Source organism: Arthrobacter sp. SAFR-044 (assembly GCF_059414985.1).
Window position 1 is genome coordinate 537,726 of the sequence record NZ_JBPFDN010000001.1, and the last position, 18,546, is coordinate 556,271.

At 66.9% G+C, this 18,546-nt stretch carries 19 protein-coding genes and 1 pseudogene; 15 read left to right on the top strand and 5 right to left on the bottom strand.

Features of this window, described 5'->3' with window-relative positions; translation table 11 throughout:
* The 9 genes from ACR65J_RS02355 to ACR65J_RS02395 all read left to right on the top strand — a co-directional run bounded on the left by ACR65J_RS02355 (position 1) and on the right by ACR65J_RS02395 (position 9,169).
* Complete coding sequence (locus tag ACR65J_RS02355; RefSeq protein WP_440165688.1) at positions 1-354, top strand: hypothetical protein; 354 nt, start codon at positions 1-3, stop codon at positions 352-354.
* Positions 355-373: 19 nt separating this feature from the next.
* Positions 374-826 carry a hypothetical protein gene (locus tag ACR65J_RS02360; RefSeq protein WP_440165690.1) on the top strand — a complete coding sequence of 151 codons (453 nt, stop codon included), beginning with the start codon at positions 374-376 and terminating at the stop codon, positions 824-826.
* A gap of 135 nt (positions 827-961) precedes the next feature.
* Positions 962-1,945 (top strand): bifunctional riboflavin kinase/FAD synthetase, encoded by a 984-nt coding sequence (locus ACR65J_RS02365; RefSeq protein WP_440165692.1) that lies wholly within the window; start codon positions 962-964, stop codon positions 1,943-1,945.
* A gap of 54 nt (positions 1,946-1,999) precedes the next feature.
* Positions 2,000-2,854: a tryptophan 2,3-dioxygenase gene (kynA, locus tag ACR65J_RS02370; protein ID WP_440165693.1), complete on the top strand. Its 855-nt coding sequence runs from the start codon at positions 2,000-2,002 to the stop codon at positions 2,852-2,854.
* Positions 2,851-4,110: a kynureninase gene (locus ACR65J_RS02375; RefSeq protein WP_440165695.1), complete on the top strand. Its 1,260-nt coding sequence runs from the start codon at positions 2,851-2,853 to the stop codon at positions 4,108-4,110. The genes kynA and ACR65J_RS02375 overlap by 4 nt, the downstream gene beginning before the upstream one ends.
* Positions 4,111-4,310: 200 nt before the next feature.
* The gene (rpsO, locus tag ACR65J_RS02380) at positions 4,311-4,580 is read left to right on the top strand and encodes a 30S ribosomal protein S15 (RefSeq protein WP_285245402.1); all 270 of its coding nucleotides are present in this window, start codon (positions 4,311-4,313) and stop codon (positions 4,578-4,580) included.
* 244 nt (positions 4,581-4,824) lie between these two features.
* Complete coding sequence (locus ACR65J_RS02385) at positions 4,825-7,083, top strand: polyribonucleotide nucleotidyltransferase (protein WP_440165697.1); 2,259 nt, start codon at positions 4,825-4,827, stop codon at positions 7,081-7,083.
* Positions 7,084-7,196: 113 nt separating this feature from the next.
* Positions 7,197-8,540 carry a M16 family metallopeptidase gene (locus tag ACR65J_RS02390; RefSeq protein ID WP_440165699.1) on the top strand — a complete coding sequence of 448 codons (1,344 nt, stop codon included), beginning with the start codon at positions 7,197-7,199 and terminating at the stop codon, positions 8,538-8,540.
* Between the two features lie 152 nt (positions 8,541-8,692).
* Positions 8,693-9,169, top strand: a complete 477-nt coding sequence (locus ACR65J_RS02395; RefSeq protein WP_440165701.1) for a DUF1579 domain-containing protein — start codon at positions 8,693-8,695, stop codon at positions 9,167-9,169.
* 63 nt (positions 9,170-9,232) lie between these two features.
* Here ACR65J_RS02395 and ACR65J_RS02400 read toward each other — a convergent pair whose 3' ends face one another.
* Positions 9,233-9,514, bottom strand: a complete 282-nt coding sequence (locus ACR65J_RS02400) for a hypothetical protein (RefSeq protein WP_440165702.1) — start codon at positions 9,512-9,514, stop codon at positions 9,233-9,235.
* Between the two features lie 140 nt (positions 9,515-9,654).
* Between ACR65J_RS02400 and ACR65J_RS02405 the strand changes: the two genes are divergently transcribed.
* Positions 9,655-10,737, top strand: coding sequence for a helix-turn-helix transcriptional regulator (locus tag ACR65J_RS02405; RefSeq protein WP_440165704.1), 1,083 nt, complete (start codon positions 9,655-9,657; stop codon positions 10,735-10,737).
* A 13-nt stretch (positions 10,738-10,750) separates the two neighbouring features.
* Here the strand turns inward: ACR65J_RS02405 and ACR65J_RS02410 are convergent, their stop codons facing one another.
* The 4 genes and pseudogenes from ACR65J_RS02410 to moaA all read right to left on the bottom strand — a co-directional run bounded on the left by ACR65J_RS02410 (position 10,751) and on the right by moaA (position 13,941).
* Positions 10,751-10,942 (bottom strand): hypothetical protein, encoded by a 192-nt coding sequence (locus ACR65J_RS02410; RefSeq protein ID WP_440165865.1) that lies wholly within the window; start codon positions 10,940-10,942, stop codon positions 10,751-10,753.
* 15 nt (positions 10,943-10,957) lie between these two features.
* Positions 10,958-12,421 (bottom strand): annotated as a pseudogene (locus ACR65J_RS02415) (HNH endonuclease signature motif containing protein); the annotation flags it as partial.
* Positions 12,422-12,541: 120 nt separating this feature from the next.
* Entirely contained in the window at positions 12,542-12,808 is a 267-nt protein-coding gene (locus tag ACR65J_RS02420; protein ID WP_440165706.1) for a MoaD/ThiS family protein, read from the bottom strand.
* Between the two features lie 5 nt (positions 12,809-12,813).
* On the bottom strand, positions 12,814-13,941 hold the full coding sequence (moaA, locus tag ACR65J_RS02425) for a GTP 3',8-cyclase MoaA (protein ID WP_440165708.1): 1,128 nt from the start codon (positions 13,939-13,941) through the stop codon (positions 12,814-12,816).
* Positions 13,942-14,059: 118 nt separating this feature from the next.
* Between moaA and ACR65J_RS02430 the strand changes: the two genes are divergently transcribed.
* Genes ACR65J_RS02430 through ACR65J_RS02450 form a run of 5 tightly spaced genes read left to right on the top strand, consistent with a single transcriptional unit; the run spans position 14,060 to position 18,476 of the window.
* On the top strand, positions 14,060-15,763 hold the full coding sequence (locus ACR65J_RS02430) for a molybdopterin-dependent oxidoreductase (protein WP_440165711.1): 1,704 nt from the start codon (positions 14,060-14,062) through the stop codon (positions 15,761-15,763).
* A gap of 23 nt (positions 15,764-15,786) precedes the next feature.
* On the top strand, positions 15,787-17,022 hold the full coding sequence (locus ACR65J_RS02435; protein WP_440165713.1) for a molybdopterin molybdotransferase MoeA: 1,236 nt from the start codon (positions 15,787-15,789) through the stop codon (positions 17,020-17,022).
* Complete coding sequence (moaC, locus tag ACR65J_RS02440) at positions 17,010-17,501, top strand: cyclic pyranopterin monophosphate synthase MoaC (protein ID WP_440165715.1); 492 nt, start codon at positions 17,010-17,012, stop codon at positions 17,499-17,501. Before ACR65J_RS02435 ends, moaC begins: the two co-directional genes overlap by 13 nt.
* Positions 17,498-18,022, top strand: a complete 525-nt coding sequence (locus ACR65J_RS02445) for a MogA/MoaB family molybdenum cofactor biosynthesis protein (RefSeq protein ID WP_440165717.1) — start codon at positions 17,498-17,500, stop codon at positions 18,020-18,022. Before moaC ends, ACR65J_RS02445 begins: the two co-directional genes overlap by 4 nt.
* Positions 18,012-18,476: a molybdenum cofactor biosynthesis protein MoaE gene (locus ACR65J_RS02450; protein ID WP_440165718.1), complete on the top strand. Its 465-nt coding sequence runs from the start codon at positions 18,012-18,014 to the stop codon at positions 18,474-18,476. Before ACR65J_RS02445 ends, ACR65J_RS02450 begins: the two co-directional genes overlap by 11 nt.
* The last annotated feature ends 70 nt before the right edge of the window (positions 18,477-18,546 follow it).

The window sequence follows — 18,546 nt, forward strand, 5'->3', positions numbered from 1 at the left end:
ATGGACGCATATTTTTGGATCATCCTGGTGGTCGGCCTGGTGTCCACGGTGGTGTGCCTGGGCACGGGAATCCTGAAGAAGGCACCGAATGACGTCACCATCCTGTCGGTCGTGGCCGTTGAGGTGGCCCTGGTGGTCTACCTGGTGGGTTCGATCGTCCGCGTGATCGCCGGCGAACCGATCGCCGGGGAGGCCTGGGAGTTTTGGGGCTACATGGCCACCGCCATGCTCCTGCCGCCCGCGGCCATTTACTGGGCCATCCTGGAGCGCACGCGATGGAGCAACTTTGTCCTGGCCGCCGTCGGCGTCACGGCGCTGGTGATGGCTGCCCGAATGAACCAGATCTGGTACTGAAGTGGAAGAAGCAGCAGAAATGAAAGACCAGCAGGCCCAGGCGGCCACCGGAAGAACACCCGTCCGCAACACCCGCAACACCGGACCCGGCCGCCTCCTGATCGCGGTGTACGGCGTGTTCGCCATCTCGGCCACTGCCCGTGCCGGCTACCAGATCCTCACCAAGTTCTCCGAGGCGCCCCTGGCCTACCTGCTGTCCGCCTTCGCCGCCCTCGTGTACATCCTGGCCACGGTGTCACTGGCCAAGGCCGGAACCACGTGGTTCAAAGTCTCGGTTGCGGCCGTACTGGTTGAACTGGCCGGCGTCCTGGTAGTGGGGACCCTGAGCATCCTGGACTCCGTGCAGTTCCCGCACGAGACCGTCTGGTCGCTGTTCGGCCGCGGCTACGGCTTCATCCCCCTGCTGCTGCCCATCCTGGGGTTGGTGTGGCTCTACCGGCGCCGGCCATCGCAGGCAAAAGCTGCGCAGTGACGGGCGACGCCATGCAGCAACGGGCAACGCTGCGCAGTGAATAAGCTGCACAGTGAATCCGGGTAACCTTGAAGAGTTCCGCGGCCGGAAGGGTCCCGGAACGTTGATGCTTTCAGGCAGCTTAAGGCGAGGGTGATGGTTTACATCTGGAACGATCCGTCCGATGTCCCGGCGGACTTCGGCCCATCTGTTGTCACTTTCGGCAACTTCGACGGCGTTCACCGCGGACACCAGCAGGTGCTGTCCCAGCTGATCCGGTCGGCCCGCCTGGCCCATGCCAAGGCTGTGGCCGTCACGTTCGACCCCCACCCGGCAGTCATCCACCGGCCGGAGGCCGCGCCGGAGCTCATCATGGGCCTGGACGACAAGCTGGAGGCCCTGGGGGAGCTGGGCCTGGACGCCATCCTGGTGGTCAAGTACTCGCTGGACCTCGCCAGCCTCACGGCCGAAGAGTTCGTGGAGCAGTACCTCGTGGACTGCCTGCACGCCAGCCATGTGGTCATCGGCCATGATGCCCGCTTTGGACGGGGCAATTCCGGCGACCTGGACACCATGAAGGCACTGGGTGAAAAATTCGGCTTCGATGTGCAGGTGATCAGCGAATTCGGGGCCGAAGGCTACCCCCTCCACGACGACGACGGCACGGACCGCCGCTGTTCCTCCACCTGGGTGCGCGAAGCCCTGCAGGCCGGAGACGTCACCACCGCAGCGTCGGTCCTGGGCCGGCCGCACCGGATGCGCGGCGAGGTGGTCCACGGCGCCGCCCGGGGCAGGGCACTGGGCTTCCCGACGGCAAACCTCGCCTCCAACGCGACAGGGTTGATCCCCGCCGACGGCATTTACGCCGGGTGGCTGGTGGACCAGGCCGGCAAGCGCTGGCCGGCAGCCATCTCCGTGGGCTCGAACCCCACCTTCGACGGCGTCAGCCGCCAGGTCGAGGCCCACGTGATTGACCGGCCCAAGGAAGCCGTGGAGGACTTCGATCTGTACGGCCAGACGGTGATCGTCGAATTCGTGGAACGGCTTCGCGGCATGGTGGCCTACCGTGGCCCTGAGGCCCTGGTCGATCAAATGCGGCTGGACGTAGCCCAGGCCCACTTGCTCCTGGGCGGCCGCTGACTGCAGCGCCCGCCGGGTTCGCAGCAACCGGGTGACAACAACGAAAGGCAGGACGTGTCCGTCGAGAAGAACACCCGCAAGCTGGATGAGGGGATTGTCCGCGACTTCAGCTCGCGGATGAGCTACGCCTCCTACCTGCAGCTTCCCACCCTGCTCAGTGCACAGCAGCCGGTCAGCCAGCCCGAACACCATGATGAGCTGCTGTTCATCATCCAGCACCAGACCACGGAGCTGTGGTTGAAACTGGTCCTGCATGAACTCCGCAGCGCATCCGCCTGGCTCCGCGGCGACGATCTCGGCTCGGCGCTCAAGGGCATCGCCCGGGTCAAGCACATCCAGAAGACCCTCACGGAACAGTGGTCCGTGCTGGCCACCCTGACACCCACCGAGTACGCGCAGTTCCGCGGCTTCCTGGGCAACTCGTCAGGTTTCCAGTCGGCGCAGTACCGGGCCGTCGAATTCGTCCTGGGGAACAAGAACCGCAAGATGCTGCCGGTCTTCGAGTCCGATCCTGAAGCCCACGCCATGCTCGAGGAACTGCTCGCTGCTCCCAGCATCTACGACGAGTTCCTGGCCTACCTCTTTCGGCAGGGGTTCGATGTGCCGCGTTCCGTCCTTGACCGGGACGTCACCCGGGCCCATGAGTTCGCCCCGGAACTGGTCCCGCTCTTCAAGCACATCTACGAGAACGCTTCCGATAACTGGGCGGCCTACGAGGCGTGCGAGGAACTGGTGGACCTGGAGGACAATTTCCAGCTCTGGCGGTTCCGGCACCTGCGGACCGTCCAGCGGACCATTGGCATGAAGACCGGCACCGGCGGATCCAGCGGTGTGACCTTCCTGCAGAAGGCCCTGGAACTGACTTTCTTCCCGGAACTATTCGCGGTCAGGACGGAGATCGGACAATGAGCATCCACCAGGAAAACGCCACCGGCGTGACAGCGGAAACGCTCCGGCAGCGCGCCGGGGAGCTGGACCGGAAGGATGCACTGGCGCACTACCGGGACCATTTCATCGGCACGGACACGCCCCTGTCCTACCTGGACGGCAATTCGCTGGGCAGGCCCCTGAAGCGGACCGCGGACGATGTCGCCGCCTTCATCCGCGATCAGTGGGGCGGCCGCCTGATCCGCGGCTGGGACGAACAGTGGCTGAACATGCCGCAGGCCATCGGGGACCAGCTGGGCCGGTCCGTCCTGGGGGCAGCGCCGGGACAGACCATCATCGCCGACTCCACCACCGTGGTGCTGTACAAGCTGATCCGTGCTGCCCTCGCCGCCGTGGCGGACCCTGACCGGAACGAACTGGTGCTGGACACCGAGAACTTTCCCACGGACCGCTACCTGGTGGAGGGCATCGCCCTCGAAGAAGGCCTGACCCTCCGCTGGATCGAACCGGATCCCGCCGGCGGGGTGACCCTTGAACAGGTGCGCCAGGCCACCGGGCCGCGCACCGCCGTCGTCCTCCTCAGCCAGATTGCCTACCGCTCAGGCCACCTTGCGGACCTGCCGGGCATTACCGCGGCAGTGCACGACGCCGGGGCCCTGGTGGTGTGGGATCTTTGCCATTCGGCCGGGTCGGTGGAGATCGACCTGGACGGCGCGGACGTGGACTTCGCAGCGGGCTGCACCTACAAGTACCTCAACGGAGGCCCCGGCTCCCCGGCGTTCGCCTACGTCAACGCCCGGCACCTGCCCTCGCTGAACCAGCCGATCTGGGGCTGGATGGGCCGTAAAGACGCTTTCGAGATGGCCGCCGGCTACGAACCGGCCACGGGCATCCGCGGGTTCCTCAGCGGCACTCCCGCAATCTTCGGCATGATTGCCATGCAGGGCACCCTGGACCTCATCGAAGAAGCCGGCATGGCCGCGATCCGGTCGAAGTCCGAAGACCTCACCGCCTTCGCCGTGGAGGTCTTCGACGCGTGGCCGGCACCCCTGGGAGCCGAACTGGCCACGCCACGGAACCCGGGTGAGCGGGGCGGGCACATCACGGTGGACCACGCGGACTTCACCAAGGCCACCGTCGAGGCCCTGTGGGACGGGGACGTCATCCCTGACTTCCGCTCGCCGCACGGTATCCGGGTGGGCCTGTCACCCCTGAGCACCAGCTTCGCCGAAGTGCTTCACGGCATGGCCGCCATCCGGGACAGGCTGCAAGGCTGAGCGCCCGCAGTGATCCTGCCGCGCGTGTTTCGACAAGGTTAGGGCCGGCCCGGTAAACTGGACGATGGATCCGGCTGCAGTCCGTGGCGGCTGGTTCCTGTTGGTGGCGGCCCCTTCCGGATTACCGGGGCGGACGATCACGGCAGACCCGGCAGTGAGTTACTGACCTGGGCCCTCACGGCACATCCCAAGGAGTTATTGTGGCACTTGACGCCGCTGTAAAGCAGTCCATCATCAAGGAATACGCAACCGCCGAAGGCGACACCGGTTCACCCGAGGTCCAGGTTGCCGTCCTGACCCAGCGGATCAAGGATCTGACTGAGCACATGAAGGAGCACAAGCACGATTACCACACCCAGCGCGGTCTGCTGGGCATGGTTGGTCGCCGCAAGCGCATGCTTGGCTACCTGAAGAAGACTGACATCGCCCGCTACCGTTCGCTCATCGAGCGCCTCGGCCTGCGCCGCTAGTCTGGCTTTGGGGCAGCCCGGCGCCATCCTGGACCGGGCTGCTCCGTAACAACCAAAAACTAAACAGGAGGATCAACCGCATCACGCATTCGCGGTCCTCGGTAGTGATCCCCGGGAACGGCTTCGTTGACAGAAGCCCGGCCCGTGGGTCTCGACTGACGACCGGGTGCAGGGCCAGTAGACAGATGCTGGCCTGGGTTGATGCGGCTGGACTTCCGTAAACCAGAAACGGAGGTGACTCTCTATGGAGGGTCCCGAAATCCAGTTCTCAGAAGCCGTCATTGACAATGGCCGCTTTGGCAAGCGTGTAATCCGCTTCGAAACCGGCCGCCTTGCCAAGCAGGCGGCCGGCGCAGCAATGGTGTACATCGACGAAGACACCGCCCTGCTGTCAGCAACCACCGCCGGCAAGCACCCGCGTGAAGGCTTCGACTTCTTCCCGCTGACGGTCGACGTCGAAGAGCGCATGTACGCCGCCGGCCGCATCCCGGGCTCGTTCTTCCGCCGCGAAGGCCGTCCGTCCACCGAAGCCATCCTGGCCTGCCGCCTGATGGACCGCCCGCTGCGTCCGGCCTTCATCAAGGGCCTGCGCAACGAGGTCCAGATCGTGGTCACCGTCCTGGCCATTAACCCGGACGAGCTCTACGACGTGGTGGCCATCAACGCCTCCTCCATGTCCACCCAGCTGTCCGGCCTGCCGTTCTCCGGCCCCATCGGCGGCGTCCGCGTTGCCCTGGTTGCGGACGAGAACGGGTCCCAGTGGGTTGCTTTCCCCAAGCACTCCCAGCTGGAAAACTCCGTGTTCAACATGGTGGTCGCAGGCCGCGTAGCCGGTGACGACGTCGCCATCATGATGGTCGAGGCCGAAGCCACGGACAACTCCTGGAACCTCATCAAGGAACAGGGCGCCACCGCCCCCACCGAAGAGGTCGTGGCCGAGGGCCTTGAGGCTGCCAAGCCGTTCATCAAGGCACTCTGCGACGCCCAGGCTGACCTGGCCGCACGTGCTGCCAAGCCCACCGTCGAGTTCCCGGTCTTCCTTGACTACGAGGGCGACGCGTACGCCGCCGTCGAATCCGCTGCCGCTGACAAGCTCGCCGCCGTCTTCCAGATCGCCGACAAGCAGGAACGCGACAACGCTTCCGACGCACTGAAGGACGAGGTCCTCGCCGGCCTCGCCGGCCAGTTCGAAGGCCGCGAGAAGGAACTGTCCGCAGCATTCCGCTCGGTCACCAAGCACGTGGTGCGCCAGCGCATCCTGAAGGACCAGGTCCGCATCGACGGCCGTGGACTGACGGACATCCGCCAGCTCACCGCCGAGGTTGAGGTCCTGCCCCGCGTCCACGGTTCTGCCATCTTCGAACGCGGCGAGACCCAGATCATGGGTGTCACTACGCTGAACATGCTCAAGATGGAACAGCAGATCGATTCGCTGTCGCCGGTGACGCGCAAGCGCTACATGCACAACTACAACTTCCCGCCGTACTCCACCGGTGAAACCGGCCGCGTGGGCTCGCCCAAGCGCCGCGAAATCGGCCACGGTGCCCTGGCCGAACGTGCACTCGTGCCCGTCCTGCCGTCCCGCGAGGAATTCCCCTACGCCATCCGCCAGGTATCCGAAGCCCTCGGTTCCAACGGTTCGACGTCGATGGGTTCCGTCTGTGCCTCCACCCTGTCCCTGCTGAACGCCGGTGTGCCCCTGAAGGCCGCCGTCGCCGGCATCGCCATGGGCCTGGTTTCCGACCAGGTGGACGGCCAGACCCGCTACGCAGCCCTGACCGACATCCTCGGTGCCGAAGACGCCTTCGGTGACATGGACTTCAAGGTTGCCGGTACTTCCGAGTTCGTTACGGCCATCCAGCTGGACACCAAGCTCGACGGCATCCCGGCCTCAGTCCTGGCCGCAGCGCTGAAGCAGGCCCGCGAGGCCCGCCTGCACATCCTCGAGGTCATCAACTCGGCCATCGACACCCCGGACGAGCTCTCCGAGTTCGCGCCGCGCGTCATCGCCGTCAAGATCCCCGTGGACAAGATCGGCGAGGTCATCGGTCCCAAGGGCAAGATGATCAACCAGATCCAGGAAGACACCGGCGCCGACATCTCCATCGAGGACGACGGCACCGTCTACATTGGCGCCACCAACGGTCCGTCTGCCGACGCAGCACGTTCCGCCATCAACGCCATCGCGAACCCGCAGGTTCCGGAAATCGGCGAGCGCTACCTGGGTACGGTCGTCAAGACCACCACCTTCGGTGCCTTCGTATCGCTGACTCCGGGCAAGGACGGCCTCCTGCACATCTCGGAACTGCGGAAGATCGCAGGCGGCAAGCGCGTGGACAACGTTGATGACGTCGTTTCCGTGGGCCAGAAGATCCAGGTGGAGATCACCAAGATCGATGACCGCGGAAAGCTTTCGCTTTCCCCAGTGGTAGCCGAGGAAGAGGCTTCGGCCGACTCCGAGCGCGTCCACGCCACGGAGCCTGCTGAAGGCGCTGAGGTCTAACAAGCCCGGGCTTCCCGGCACAAGCATGGAACGGCGGGACCGGTGGATGATCCACCGGTCCCGCCGCTGTTACGATGGCAGCCAGATCCGGCTGCCCGTCCTGAAAGGCATCAATGACTGTTGTACCCCTGCCGCTTGAGCAGAACCACGCCGGCGACACCCTGGTCCACGGCTCCGACGGCGGGTCCGAGGTCCGGCGTTCCGTGCTGCCGGGAGGGGTGCGGGTACTGACTGAAGCGATGCCGGGCCAGCGGTCAGCCACCATCGGGTTCTGGGTGGGCGTAGGTTCCCGCGACGAAGCTCCGGGCCAGCACGGGTCCACCCACTTCCTTGAACACCTGCTGTTCAAAGGCACCAAGCGCCGCACGGCCCTGGAGATCGCCTCCGCCTTTGACGAGGTGGGCGGTGAATCGAACGCGGCCACCGCGAAGGAAAGCACCTGCTATTTCGCACGGGTCCTCGATTCGGACCTGCCCATGGCCATCGACGTGATCGCTGACATGATCACCGGCGCTGTGCTGGATCCTGCCGAAATGGAGCAGGAGCGGGATGTCATCCTCGAGGAAATCGCCATGGACAGCGATGACCCCACCGATGTTGCCCACGAGCACTTCGTGGCCAAGGTCCTGGGCAGCCACCCGCTTGGCCGCCCCATCGGCGGCACCCCCGCGGCCATCAAAGCCGTTGCCAGGGACTCCGTATGGGAGCACTACCGCCGGTACTACAAGCCGGAGGAACTGGTCATCACCGCCGCGGGCGGGCTGGACCACGACGTCGTCTGCAGCCTTGTGGTGGATGCACTCCAAGCCGCGGGGTGGTCGCTGGAGCCGGATGCGGCGCCGGTACAGCGGCGTCCCACCGAACGTGCCCTCATCACGGGAACCGCCGGCCTGCACGTGGTCAAGCGTGCGGTGGAGCAGGCAAACATCATCATGGGATGCCCCACCATTGTCGCCACCGACGAACGCCGCTACGTCATGAGCGTCCTGAACGCGGTGCTGGGCGGCGGCATGTCCTCCAGGCTGTTCCAGGAAGTGCGCGAGAAGCGCGGCTTGGTGTACTCCACCTACTCCTTTGCCTCGTCCTATGCCGACGCGGGCTACTTCGGCATGTATGCGGGCTGCACGCCGTCAAAGGTCCGGCAGGTGCTGGACCTGCTGGCGGTGGAGCTGGACAAGCTCGCCGAACACGGAATCTCCGACGACGAGCTCCGCAAGGCCGTGGGACAGCTCGGCGGCGGCATCGTCCTGGCCCTGGAAGACACGGGCTCCCGGATGTCCCGGCTGGGCAGGGCCGAACTGGTGTCCGGCGAATACCAGGACATTGACGAGACGCTGCGCCTCATCAAGTCGGTTACGGCAGAACAGGTCCAGGAATTGGCTGCCGAACTCGCCGCGGCCCCGCGGACCGTCACGGTGGTTGGCCCGTTCGAGGAGACCGAGACGTTCGGACTGTAGCGAACCGGCGTTCCTGGACACCCGGCGGTGCAGGAAGCTGGGGGTGCCGGAAGCTGGCGCCGCCACCCCTAAGAGTCCATCCTGAGTTTCAGGAGATTGTTTCGGCAGGGGTGGCGATGGGCGGTTCAGGCATGGAGCAAGGACATCCGGGCTTGTCCGGCTTTCTGGGCCACTGGCGGGGCCGGACGCAGGTCGCTGCAGGCCCTTGGGGGCCCGCACGCAGCGTTGACGCGGAGGTGACCTACAGCCGGGTGGCCGGGGGACTTGGCGTGGTGCAGAGCTACCGACACGTTGAACCTGATGGCAGCCATTTTGAAGGCCACGGCATCTTCACGGTGGACCCGGTCCACCATGATGTGCTCTGGTACTACGTGGACAGTACCGGCGTGCCGCCCGGCACCGCCGCGCGCTGCACCTGGCGCAACGGCGTCCTCCGCGTCGAACGCCACAGCGACGCCGGCTGGACACGCCACTCCCTCGTGGTGGACCACGATGTGCTGACCCACGTCACCGAGTTGCGTTCAGTTGCCAAGGACGACGACGGCGGCGCGGCAGGTGGGAACGCCGCTGCGGACGGACGAAGCGCGGCCTACAGGCCGTTCATGCGCTCAGTCTTCCAGCGGGCCTGAGCTATTCCGCCTGGTCTGAGTTATTCCGCCTGGGCTGGGCCGCTTCCACGGGGCAGGCGCGGTTCAGTGCGCAGCCTCGATGATGCGCGTCCTGGGTGCTCCAGCGAGGGCAGGGGCGTTGGCAGGGGAGCGCCAGACATGCTCATGGAGGTTCGCCAGCAGCCGCTCTGCCTTGTCCAGGTCCGCGAAGTCCAGCTCCACCACAATGTAGTGGGGGTCTCCGACTGGCTGGCCAATCCTGTGTGCCAGCACGCCCGAGGCGGCCCGACCCACCGGATCCCGGTCGAATGCCGATTTCCAGGTGGGGAAGTCGGTGATGGAGTGTTCGATCTGCAGTGTGTACATGGAATAGCCCTTCTTCCGTTAGCCAAGACGAGATGTATGAGACTGCCCAAGGTAGGCGGACGCGCGTCCACCGGGTATCCCAGAATTCTGGGTGGCCCGTCCACCAGTATCGTTGCGGCAGGCCGGTGCATACTGGGGGCATGAAGAGGGCCGGGGCGGTGGATCGCAGCCTGGAACGCATGCGGGTTCTTTCCGGTTCCGGCCTGGACCACCAGGCCCTCCGGGGGACCGTGCTCGCAGAGCTGGCCAGGATGATGCCCTTCGATGCGTTCGTATGGCCGCTCTGCGACCCCCGCACCACGGTGGGAATGGCGCCCCGCGCCAGGATTCCCTGCCCCCGGGAGTTGCCGGCACTCATCCGGCTCAAATACCTCTCCGGGCCCGCGCGGTGGACTGCGTTGATGGGCTCGTCGTCCCCGGCACAGAGCCTTCAGCATGCAACCGAGGGCGACCCCGCGCGCCACCTGGCATGGAGGGGAGTGATGAAGGACTACGATGTCCGGGACGTGCTGTCAGTTGTCTTTGCCGACAAGCATGGGTGCTGGGCATGGCTCGATCTGTGGCGGACGGGCCGTGCGGCTCCCTTCACCGGGGACGAAACCACGTACCTTGCCCAGGTGGCAGCGGAATTGACTCCGGGACTGCGGCGCTCCATCGCCCGGCAGTTCCAGGCAGGAACCGGCCAGTCGGAACTGCCGGAACAGGCCGTCCTGACATTGGATGAAGATCTGTCAGTGGCCGGCCAGACCGCATCGGTCGCCGGATGGCTGCGGTTGCTGCAGCCCGGGCCGTCCCCCCACCATCATGTGCCTGCCGAGGTGTTGAATGTTGCGGCCCAACTGCTCGCAAGGGAAGCCGGCGTGGATACCCACGACGCGAAATCAAGGGTTCATATCGGCCAAGGCCGCTGGGCCCTGTTGCGTGCAACCCGGATGGACCCGGGACAGCGCGATTCCGTGCCGCCGCTTGCTGTAACCGTCCAGGGCTGCCCACCGTCGGAACGGCTGGACATGTTTGCCAGATCGTTTGGCCTGACACCCCGTCAGTGGGAGCTGCTGCTGTTGGCCGCCGCCGGCGTGGACACCGGAACGATGGCGGACGTCCAAGGGGTGACCCCCTACACAGTGCAGGACCAGTTCAAGCAGATCTTCCAAGGCTGCGGAGTCCATAGCCGGGCGTCACTGCTGGCCATGGCGTTGGGAACCCGTGGCGGGAGGGCGTAGGGGCGGACGCCCCCTATGGCCAGGACTGCATCATGTTCCAGCAGTCCTTCAACGGATCAGGCGGGAGCACGAACGGGCGCGAGTAGAACTCCTCCCAGAGGGGATCGTCGACCGGGATGTCGTCCGCCTCAAGGAACTCTTCCGGGGCCGGTTCGCTGCCATGCGGGTCCATGTCAAGTAGTGCGGCGTCGGCATCCGGAAGCACATCCACAAGGTCCAGCGCTGGTGGCCAGAGTGGTGGTTCGGGGTCGGGGTGCTCTGGGTTGTAGTGGCGTCCTGTTGGTGAGGTCCAGCCGGGTGGTTCATTCTTGTTGGCCGGGTCGGGTGTCCATCTGCTGTGGTGTTTGAGTCAATGGTGTTTGGCGCAGAGCTGTGCGAGGTTGCTGGTTCCGGTGGTGCCGCCGTGTTCCCAGGCGGTGAGGTGGTCGGTGTCGTTGTCGCTGGTCTTGTTGTTGCAGCCGGGGAAGGTGCATTTGGTATCCCGCATCCTGATCCAGCGTTTGATGGCCTCGGTGAGCCGGTAGTTATTGCGGCCGATCTCCAATGGTGCCCCGTCCCTCGGGTCGACCAGGACCCGGTAGAACGACTCGGCCCCGTCCGCGACCAACTTCCTGGCCATGGAGGCCGGGACGGGTCCGAAACCATCCAGTGTGGCGGGTTCGTCGGTGAGGCCGAGGAAGGAGAATACGGGCACCATCACCAGGACATCGGCCCGCGGGGCAGGGACGTGCCCGATCCCGGTGACAGCCTGTGTGCCCTGAAGGCCGGGACTGGGCCCGTCTTCTTCGGGGTGGGCGGCGGTGTCCCCGGTTCCTGGCTTCATGCCGGCCCCCAGGAGCAGGGAGGCGGCGATGTCGGGGCGGAGCTGGGTGAGGGTGCGCTCTTCGTCGGGGCCTTGGAGGCCGCGGGCGGTGGCGGTGGTCCGGTTCCAAATGGCGCAGGCGGTGTCCCCTGGCAGGTAGAGCGAAACCCAGGCCATGCCATCCCGGTCGGGGGTGTATTCCATCCGCCGGTCCGCGACGCCTTTGGCGTGGCGTTTCTCGATGGAGTCGGGGTGGTGGCGTTCCCTCCAGGCACTGACCTTGGCCCGGAACCGGGACGGGACGAGCTCGCCGGGGGCGGCGCCGCGGGCGGGGTGGGGTGCGTTGGGGTCGAAGAAGTGCGCCACGAGTGACGCCGCACCCTCACCGGTGAGGCCTTCGGTCTCATCGGCCACGATTCGGGCGTGCTGCCAGGACACCGCCCCGGCCGACAGTGCCTCAAACACGGGCGGCAGGGAGCAGATCCGCCGGGACTGGCCCACGAACGCGCCTGCTGCGGCGGAACTGATGGTTAGGACCCCTGCGATCTCCTCGACAACTGACATTTCGGCGTAGGTGCCGTCCTGAACGGAGGCGTCCGGCGGAGTCATGGCCTGCTGGAACCCCGCGGCGTCGGCGGCGTCCTGTGCCTGTCCGGCCGCGAGTTGCGCTGTGAGCCGGGACCGGAGTTCCATCCGTTCCAGCCGGATCTCATACCGTCGCTGCAGCACATCAACACCGGGACCTACACCGGCGCCGACGGCCAGGAATGCGTCCTCCCGATCCAGTGCGTTAAGGGCATCGAGGGCATTCAGACCATCGGGGGCGGCAACGCAGGCGTGAACGCCCTCCGAAGCCACCCCCATCCCGCTGCCGATTCCCATGGAAACATCATCCAACGGGGGTCTGACATTCAAAGCCCAAACAATTTCAGCCGGAACAATCTCAGCCGGAACAGTCAAAGCCGGACAATCAGGCCGGGGCCGCCCAAGGGCCCTTGACCATCAACCGCCGGCGAAAGGCGGCAGCACGTCCACCACGTCGTCGGGACCCAGCACCGTTGCCTGGTCCCGCACGGCCACCTCATTGAGCAGGAAGCTGCTCCGGGAAAGGAGCCGGGGCAGCGGCGGGGTGCCGGCCGGGGGCTCGGCGCGCTGAACGGCGGCGACGGCTGTCAGCAGGTCCGCCACAGTGGCGCCCTCGGGCAGGTGGAACTTTTCTTCCTCGAAACCCGCGGCGGCGCGTGCGGCAGCGAAATAACGTACCAGCATCCGTTTCAGCCCCCGATGGCGCTCATGCTGCGGTCCGGCTGGACGAAGTCCGGAGCGTCCAGTCCCACGTGGTCCATGCCGTGGGCCTTTGGTTTGATCCACATGGCGTCCTGCCACCGCTGCGCCAGCTCGTCATCGCCGGCGCCCGCGCGCAGCAGGCCGAGCAGGTCGAACTCCTCGCGGGAAAACAGGCAGCTCATGATCTGGCCCTCGGCGGTGATCCTGGTGCGCCGGCAGTCTGAGCAAAATGGCTCGGTAACTGAGGCGATAATCCCTACCGTCCCCAGGACGGGACCTTCCGGACCCGCAGAGCCGGCCGCCCGCCGTCGTACTTCAAAACGCTCCGCAGGCGCGCCGTCACGCGCCCGGGGATCGGGGGTGAGGACGTAATCCCGGGACAGCAGTCCGCGGATCTCGGCCGCGGTGATCATATTGCGGCGCGTCCAGCCATGGTCCGCGTCGAGCGGCATCTGTTCGATGAACCGCAGTTCGTACCCGCGCTCCAGCGCCCAGGCCAGCAGCTGCGGCGACTCCGCGTCGTTGATGCCCCGCATCAGGACAGCGTTCAGCTTGACCGGACCCAGGCCCGCGGCCCAGGCGGCGTCCACCCCGGCCAGGACCTGGTCCAGGAAGGGGCGCCGGGTCAGCTTGGTGAACGTTTCCTCGTGCAGTGAATCCAGCGACACATTGATGCGGGTCAGCCCGGCATCCTTGAGCGCGGCCGCCTTCTTGGCCAGGCCAACCCCGTTGGTGGTCATGGAGATGGGCAGGTCCGGGTGGTTGGTTCGCAGGGCCGCGATGATGTCCACGAGGTCATGCCTGACCAGCGGCTCGCCGCCGGTCAGCCGCAGTTCCCGGACCCCCAGCTGCGCCACGCCAACCTTGACGATCCGCACGATTTCCGCCGCGGACATCACGGCCTGCTTGGCGAGCCACTCCAGTCCTTCGGCAGGCATGCAGTAGGTGCAGCGGAGATTGCACTTGTCCGTCAGGGACAGCCTCATGTCCGTGGCGCGGCGGCCATACCGGTCCGCCAGCCCCGCCGGGGCATCCGCGGGCCGTCGTGCGGGAACACCCGGCAGCGGCGATGCTGCTTCCTCCCGCGGCTGCGGCATGCCTAGCTGGACACTCATGAATTCAGGCTACGCCACGTTGCGCCGCTCATCACACCTGTGACCGGCGCGGAAGCACCGAAGAGGATTTCTTGACAGCTTCCACGCCGGAACCGCCTGCGAATCTATGCTGGAAGTTGTGAGGAGTTCCCGGCAAAAACACGGGGCGGACGACGCCGGCGCCGGCCTTGGGGAGCGTGCGCAGAGTCCCGTCCGGCACCAGGCAGTCCGGCGCACCGGGACATGGTGGGCTGCGGCTGCCGGGATCGTTGCGGCGGCCGGCGGGGTAGCGGTCGGTGAGCTGCTGGCGGGGTTTGCCAGCCCCTCCCTTTCGCCGCTGACCGCGGTGGGCGGGGCTGTCATCGACGCCGTCCCGCCCGGCGTGAAGGACTGGGCCATCTCCCTCTTTGGCACGGCCGACAAAGCTGCGCTCCTGGCGGGCATGGCGCTGGCCATTGCCGTGCTGGCAGCACTTGCCGGCGTCCTTGAACGCCGCCGGCGGTTCTCCGGGGCTGCCGTGATGGGCATCTTCGGCCTGGCCGGAGTCGCAGCGGTCCTGACACGGTCCCAGGTGACCCCGGCGGCCCTCATGCTTCCGCTCCTGGCCGCGGCAGCCGCCGTCGTGCTGTTGCGTTTCCTGGCCAGGCGGCTGCAGGCATGGGAAGACGCAAGACCCGAAAACGCAGGCCATGAAGACGCAGTGCCTAAAGCCGTACTGCCTGAAGACGCAAGACCCGAAGACGGAGTGCTGGCGGGAAGCGCCGCGGCTGCCGGTTCCCGCCGCAGCTTCCTCCAGGCCCTTGGCGTCGCCGCCGGAGCCACTGCAGTGGGCGGAGCGCTGGCGGGAGCCTGGCGCGGAGCCGCCGTCGCGGTCAGCGAAGCCAGGGCACGCCTTGTCCTTCCGGGGCCTGCTTCCCCGGCGCCGCCAATTCCGCCCGGCGCAGCCCCGGGCGTGGCCGGCATGCCGCCGCTGGTTACTCCGAACCCGGATTTCTACCGGATCGACACAGCCCTCGCGGTCCCGGCGGTCAACCCGGATACCTGGTTCATTAAAGTCACGGGAATGGTGGCCCGGGAAGTCCAGCTCTCCTTCGCCGACCTCCTGGCGAAACCCCTCACCGAGCGCCACATCACCATCGCCTGCGTTTCCAACGGGGTGGGCGGGGACCTGATCGGCAATGCCCGCTGGTTGGGCTGGCCGGTGCGCGAACTGCTGGCCCTTGCCGTGCCCCAGCCGGGGGCGGACATGGTCCTCTCCCGAAGCACCGATGGCTGGACTGCCGGAACGCCACTGGACGTCCTTACCGACGGCAGGGACGCCCTGCTTGCCGTGGGCATGAACGGGGAACCGCTGCCGCTGGAGCACGGGTTCCCGGTCCGCCTGGTTGTTCCCGGCCTTTACGGCTACGTTTCGGCCACGAAATGGGTCACCGAACTCAAGGTGACCAGGTTCGCTGACGACGCCGGCTACTGGACGCCGCGGGGCTGGTCAGCGCGCGGGCCCATCAAGACGTCGTCGCGCATCGACGTGCCACGCAGCGGGCGCCCGGTCAGCGCAGGAACAGTGGTTCTGGCGGGCGTTGCCTGGGCCCAGCACACCGGCGTTGGGAAGGTGGAAGTGCGGATCAACCGGGGACCGTGGCGGGAAGCAGAGTTGGCCCCGGGCATCTCCGTTGACACGTGGTACCAGTGGAAGCTGGCCGTGGACCTCACCCCGGGGCAGTATGAGGTCCAGGTCCGCGCCACCGACCTGACGGGTGTGCCCCAGGACGAAACGGCGCGGCCACCCGCACCCGACGGAGCCACCGGATTCCACACCGTTAGAGTGGACGTGACATCCTGACGGCCGCGACCAAAGGCGTACCCATGACCAGCCACCCCCACGGCAACGCCGAACGTGCGCGGCCGGTCGCCGACCATGCCGCCGCCGTCGCAGAACTCCTCCAGTCGGTCCGCCTGGCCGGGCGCACCGAGACCCTGCCGCTCAGCCGGGCCCTGGGTCGCGGCCTGGCGCACGATGTCGCCGCACCGCTCAGCCTTCCCCCTTTCGCCAATTCCCAGATGGACGGTTATGCCGTCCGTTCCGTGGACATTCCCGACGGCGGTGCGGACTTGCGCGTCATGCCGCCGGTACCCGCCGGCTCAAGCCCGCAGCCGCTTGCAGCGGGAACCGCCGCCCCCATCATGACCGGTGCCATGATTCCGGCCGGGGCTGACGCCGTCGTGCCCATTGAAAAGGCGGTGCCGGACCGCTTCCTGGAGCCTGGCCAGGATGGCCGGGTGACACTGCCGGCCACCGCCCGGGGAACGTTCGTGCGCGCTGCCGGCACCGATATTGCGGCGGGGGAGCGGGCCCTGGCCGCCGGGACCTGCCTGGGGCCGGCGCAGCTGGGGCTGCTCGCCGCCTTTGGCATGGCCGAGGTCGAGGTGCACCGGGCGGTGGCCGTCCTGCTGGTCACCACCGGCGACGAAGTGGTCGCACCGGGCCGGCCACTGCCGGAGGGCAAGATCTACGACTCCAACGGGACCCTCCTGGAAGCGGCCATGCAGCAGGCGGGGCTGGTAGTCCGGCGCGCCGGGGTCTCCTCCGACAACCCCGCGGAACTGCTGGCGCTGCTGCGCGATCAGGGCCAGGACGTGGACCTGATCGTGACCACCGGCGGGGTCAGCAAGGGCGCCTATGAGGTGGTGCGCCAGGCCATGGCGGACCAGCCCGTCGACTTCCTGCACGTCGCCATGCAGCCCGGCGGCCCCCAGGGTATAGGGACGTTCGACGGCGTCCCCTTCCTTGGGTTTCCCGGCAATCCGGTCAGCTGCCTCGTGTCTTTCGAGATGTTCCTCCGGCCCGCACTCTCGGCGATGCTCGGGGCGCCTGCGCCCAGGCTGCCGTTGCGCGCCCGCCTGGCCCAGCCCCTGGGATCTCCAGGACACAAGCACCAGGTCCGGCGTGGAAGCCTGCAGCCCGACGGGACCGTGAAGCTGGAGGGCGGCGAGGGCTCGCACCTGATGCATGCCCTGGCGCGGTCCAACGTCCTGGTCCACGTCCCTGCCGGCGTAACGGAGCTCGCCGCCGGCGACGAGGTGGAAGTATGGATGCTGTGAACGCAGAACAGACCCCAGCACTGACGCACCTGCGCCAGGATGGCAGCGCCCAGATGGTGGATGTTTCCGCCAAGGCAGAAACTACCCGCGAGGCCACAGCCACCGCCACCGTCCGGACCACCGTCGAGGTGATGCAACTCCTGGGTACCGGCGGGCTCCCCAAGGGTGACGCGCTGGCCGTCGCACGCGTGGCCGGCATCATGGCCGCAAAGAAGACCCCGGAGCTGGTCCCGCTCTGCCACCCGCTGCCGCTGTCAAAGGTGACGGTTGACTTCGACCTTGGTACGGAGGCCGTCACCATCCACGCCACCGTCAAGACCCGGGGAGTCACCGGAGTGGAAATGGAAGCACTGACCGCCGCCTCCGTGGCGGCCCTCAGCGTCTACGACATGATCAAGGCAGTGGACAAGCATGCCGTCCTGACAGACATCAAGGTCCTGTCCAAGAGCGGCGGAAAGAGCGGAGACTGGGCACTGTGACCTCACCCTTCAGCGCGGCCGCACCGCATGTGCACGGCGACGTTCAGGGGCGGAAGGCGGGCGTCGTCATCGCCTCGACCCGCGCCGCCGCCGGCATTTACGACGACGAAACCGGCCCCGTGATCGCGGACTGGCTTACCGAACATGGCTTCGACGTGTTCCCGGCCATGGTGGTGCCCGACGGTGAGCCCGTGGGGGCTGCCATCCGCGCGCTCCTCACCCAGCGCCCCGCCGTCGTGATCACCAGCGGCGGCACCGGCCTCAGCCCGGACGACCGGACGCCGGACGTCACGCTGCCGCTCCTGGACCGGGAAATCCCCGGGATCATGGAGGCGGTTCGCCGTGCCGGGGCTGCCAAGACCCCCTTGGCTGCCCTGAGCCGGGGATACGCCGGCGCCGCCGGAAAGACCTTTATTGTGAACCTGCCCGGTTCGCCCAAGGGCGTCATGGACGGGCTCTCCGTCCTTGACCCGCTGATCGGGCACCTCTGCGACCAGCTGGAAGGCGGACATGGGCACTGAAGCATTTGAAGTAGTCAGCGCGGTCCTGAGTGCGGAGCCCATCTCCGTGGACCAGGCCATCGCAGCGGTGGAAAGCGATACTGCCGGAGCGGTGGTCAGCTTCAGCGGCGTGGTGCGCAACCACGACGGCGGCAAGGCCGTCGAGCGCCTCAGCTACAGTGCGCACCCCACGGCACACCAGGTGATGGCCGACGTCGTCGCCCGCCTGGTTGCCGAGCAGGACGCTGAGGGGGAGGCCGGCACCGGCCAGCCTGTCCGCATCTGGGCGGCCCACCGGATCGGGATGCTGGAGATCGGGGATCCGGCACTGGTATGCGCGGTGTCCGCGGCGCACCGCGGGCAGGCTTTCGCTGTGTGCTCCGAACTGGTGGACCGGATCAAGGAACAGGTTCCCATCTGGAAGGAACAGTTCTTCTCGGACGGCACGGTGGAATGGGTGGGCGCAGGCAGCTGATGCTTGCGCTCGCCGCACTTCTCTGCGAGGTAACGCACGCCGCCCGGTTCCTGCCCCAACCCGTCCCGCC

What these genes read in the sequence shown, in the direction of transcription:
- ACR65J_RS02450 (WP_440165718.1), top strand. Translation starts at nt 18,012, where the DNA reads ATGGGCACTGAAGCATTTGAAGTAGTCAGCGCGGTCCTGAGTGCGGAG.
- ACR65J_RS02420 (WP_440165706.1), bottom strand. Translation starts at nt 12,808, where the DNA reads ATGCTGGTACGTTATTTCGCTGCCGCACGCGCCGCCGCGGGTTTCGAG.
- ACR65J_RS02355 (WP_440165688.1), top strand. Translation starts at nt 1, where the DNA reads ATGGACGCATATTTTTGGATCATCCTGGTGGTCGGCCTGGTGTCCACG.
- ACR65J_RS02435 (WP_440165713.1), top strand. Translation starts at nt 15,787, where the DNA reads ATGACCAGCCACCCCCACGGCAACGCCGAACGTGCGCGGCCGGTCGCC.
- moaA (WP_440165708.1), bottom strand. Translation starts at nt 13,941, where the DNA reads ATGAGTGTCCAGCTAGGCATGCCGCAGCCGCGGGAGGAAGCAGCATCG.
- ACR65J_RS02400 (WP_440165702.1), bottom strand. Translation starts at nt 9,514, where the DNA reads ATGTACACACTGCAGATCGAACACTCCATCACCGACTTCCCCACCTGG.
- ACR65J_RS02385 (WP_440165697.1), top strand. Translation starts at nt 4,825, where the DNA reads ATGGAGGGTCCCGAAATCCAGTTCTCAGAAGCCGTCATTGACAATGGC.
- ACR65J_RS02390 (WP_440165699.1), top strand. Translation starts at nt 7,197, where the DNA reads ATGACTGTTGTACCCCTGCCGCTTGAGCAGAACCACGCCGGCGACACC.
- ACR65J_RS02365 (WP_440165692.1), top strand. Translation starts at nt 962, where the DNA reads ATGGTTTACATCTGGAACGATCCGTCCGATGTCCCGGCGGACTTCGGC.
- ACR65J_RS02405 (WP_440165704.1), top strand. Translation starts at nt 9,655, where the DNA reads ATGAAGAGGGCCGGGGCGGTGGATCGCAGCCTGGAACGCATGCGGGTT.
- ACR65J_RS02375 (WP_440165695.1), top strand. Translation starts at nt 2,851, where the DNA reads ATGAGCATCCACCAGGAAAACGCCACCGGCGTGACAGCGGAAACGCTC.
- ACR65J_RS02360 (WP_440165690.1), top strand. Translation starts at nt 374, where the DNA reads ATGAAAGACCAGCAGGCCCAGGCGGCCACCGGAAGAACACCCGTCCGC.
- moaC (WP_440165715.1), top strand. Translation starts at nt 17,010, where the DNA reads ATGGATGCTGTGAACGCAGAACAGACCCCAGCACTGACGCACCTGCGC.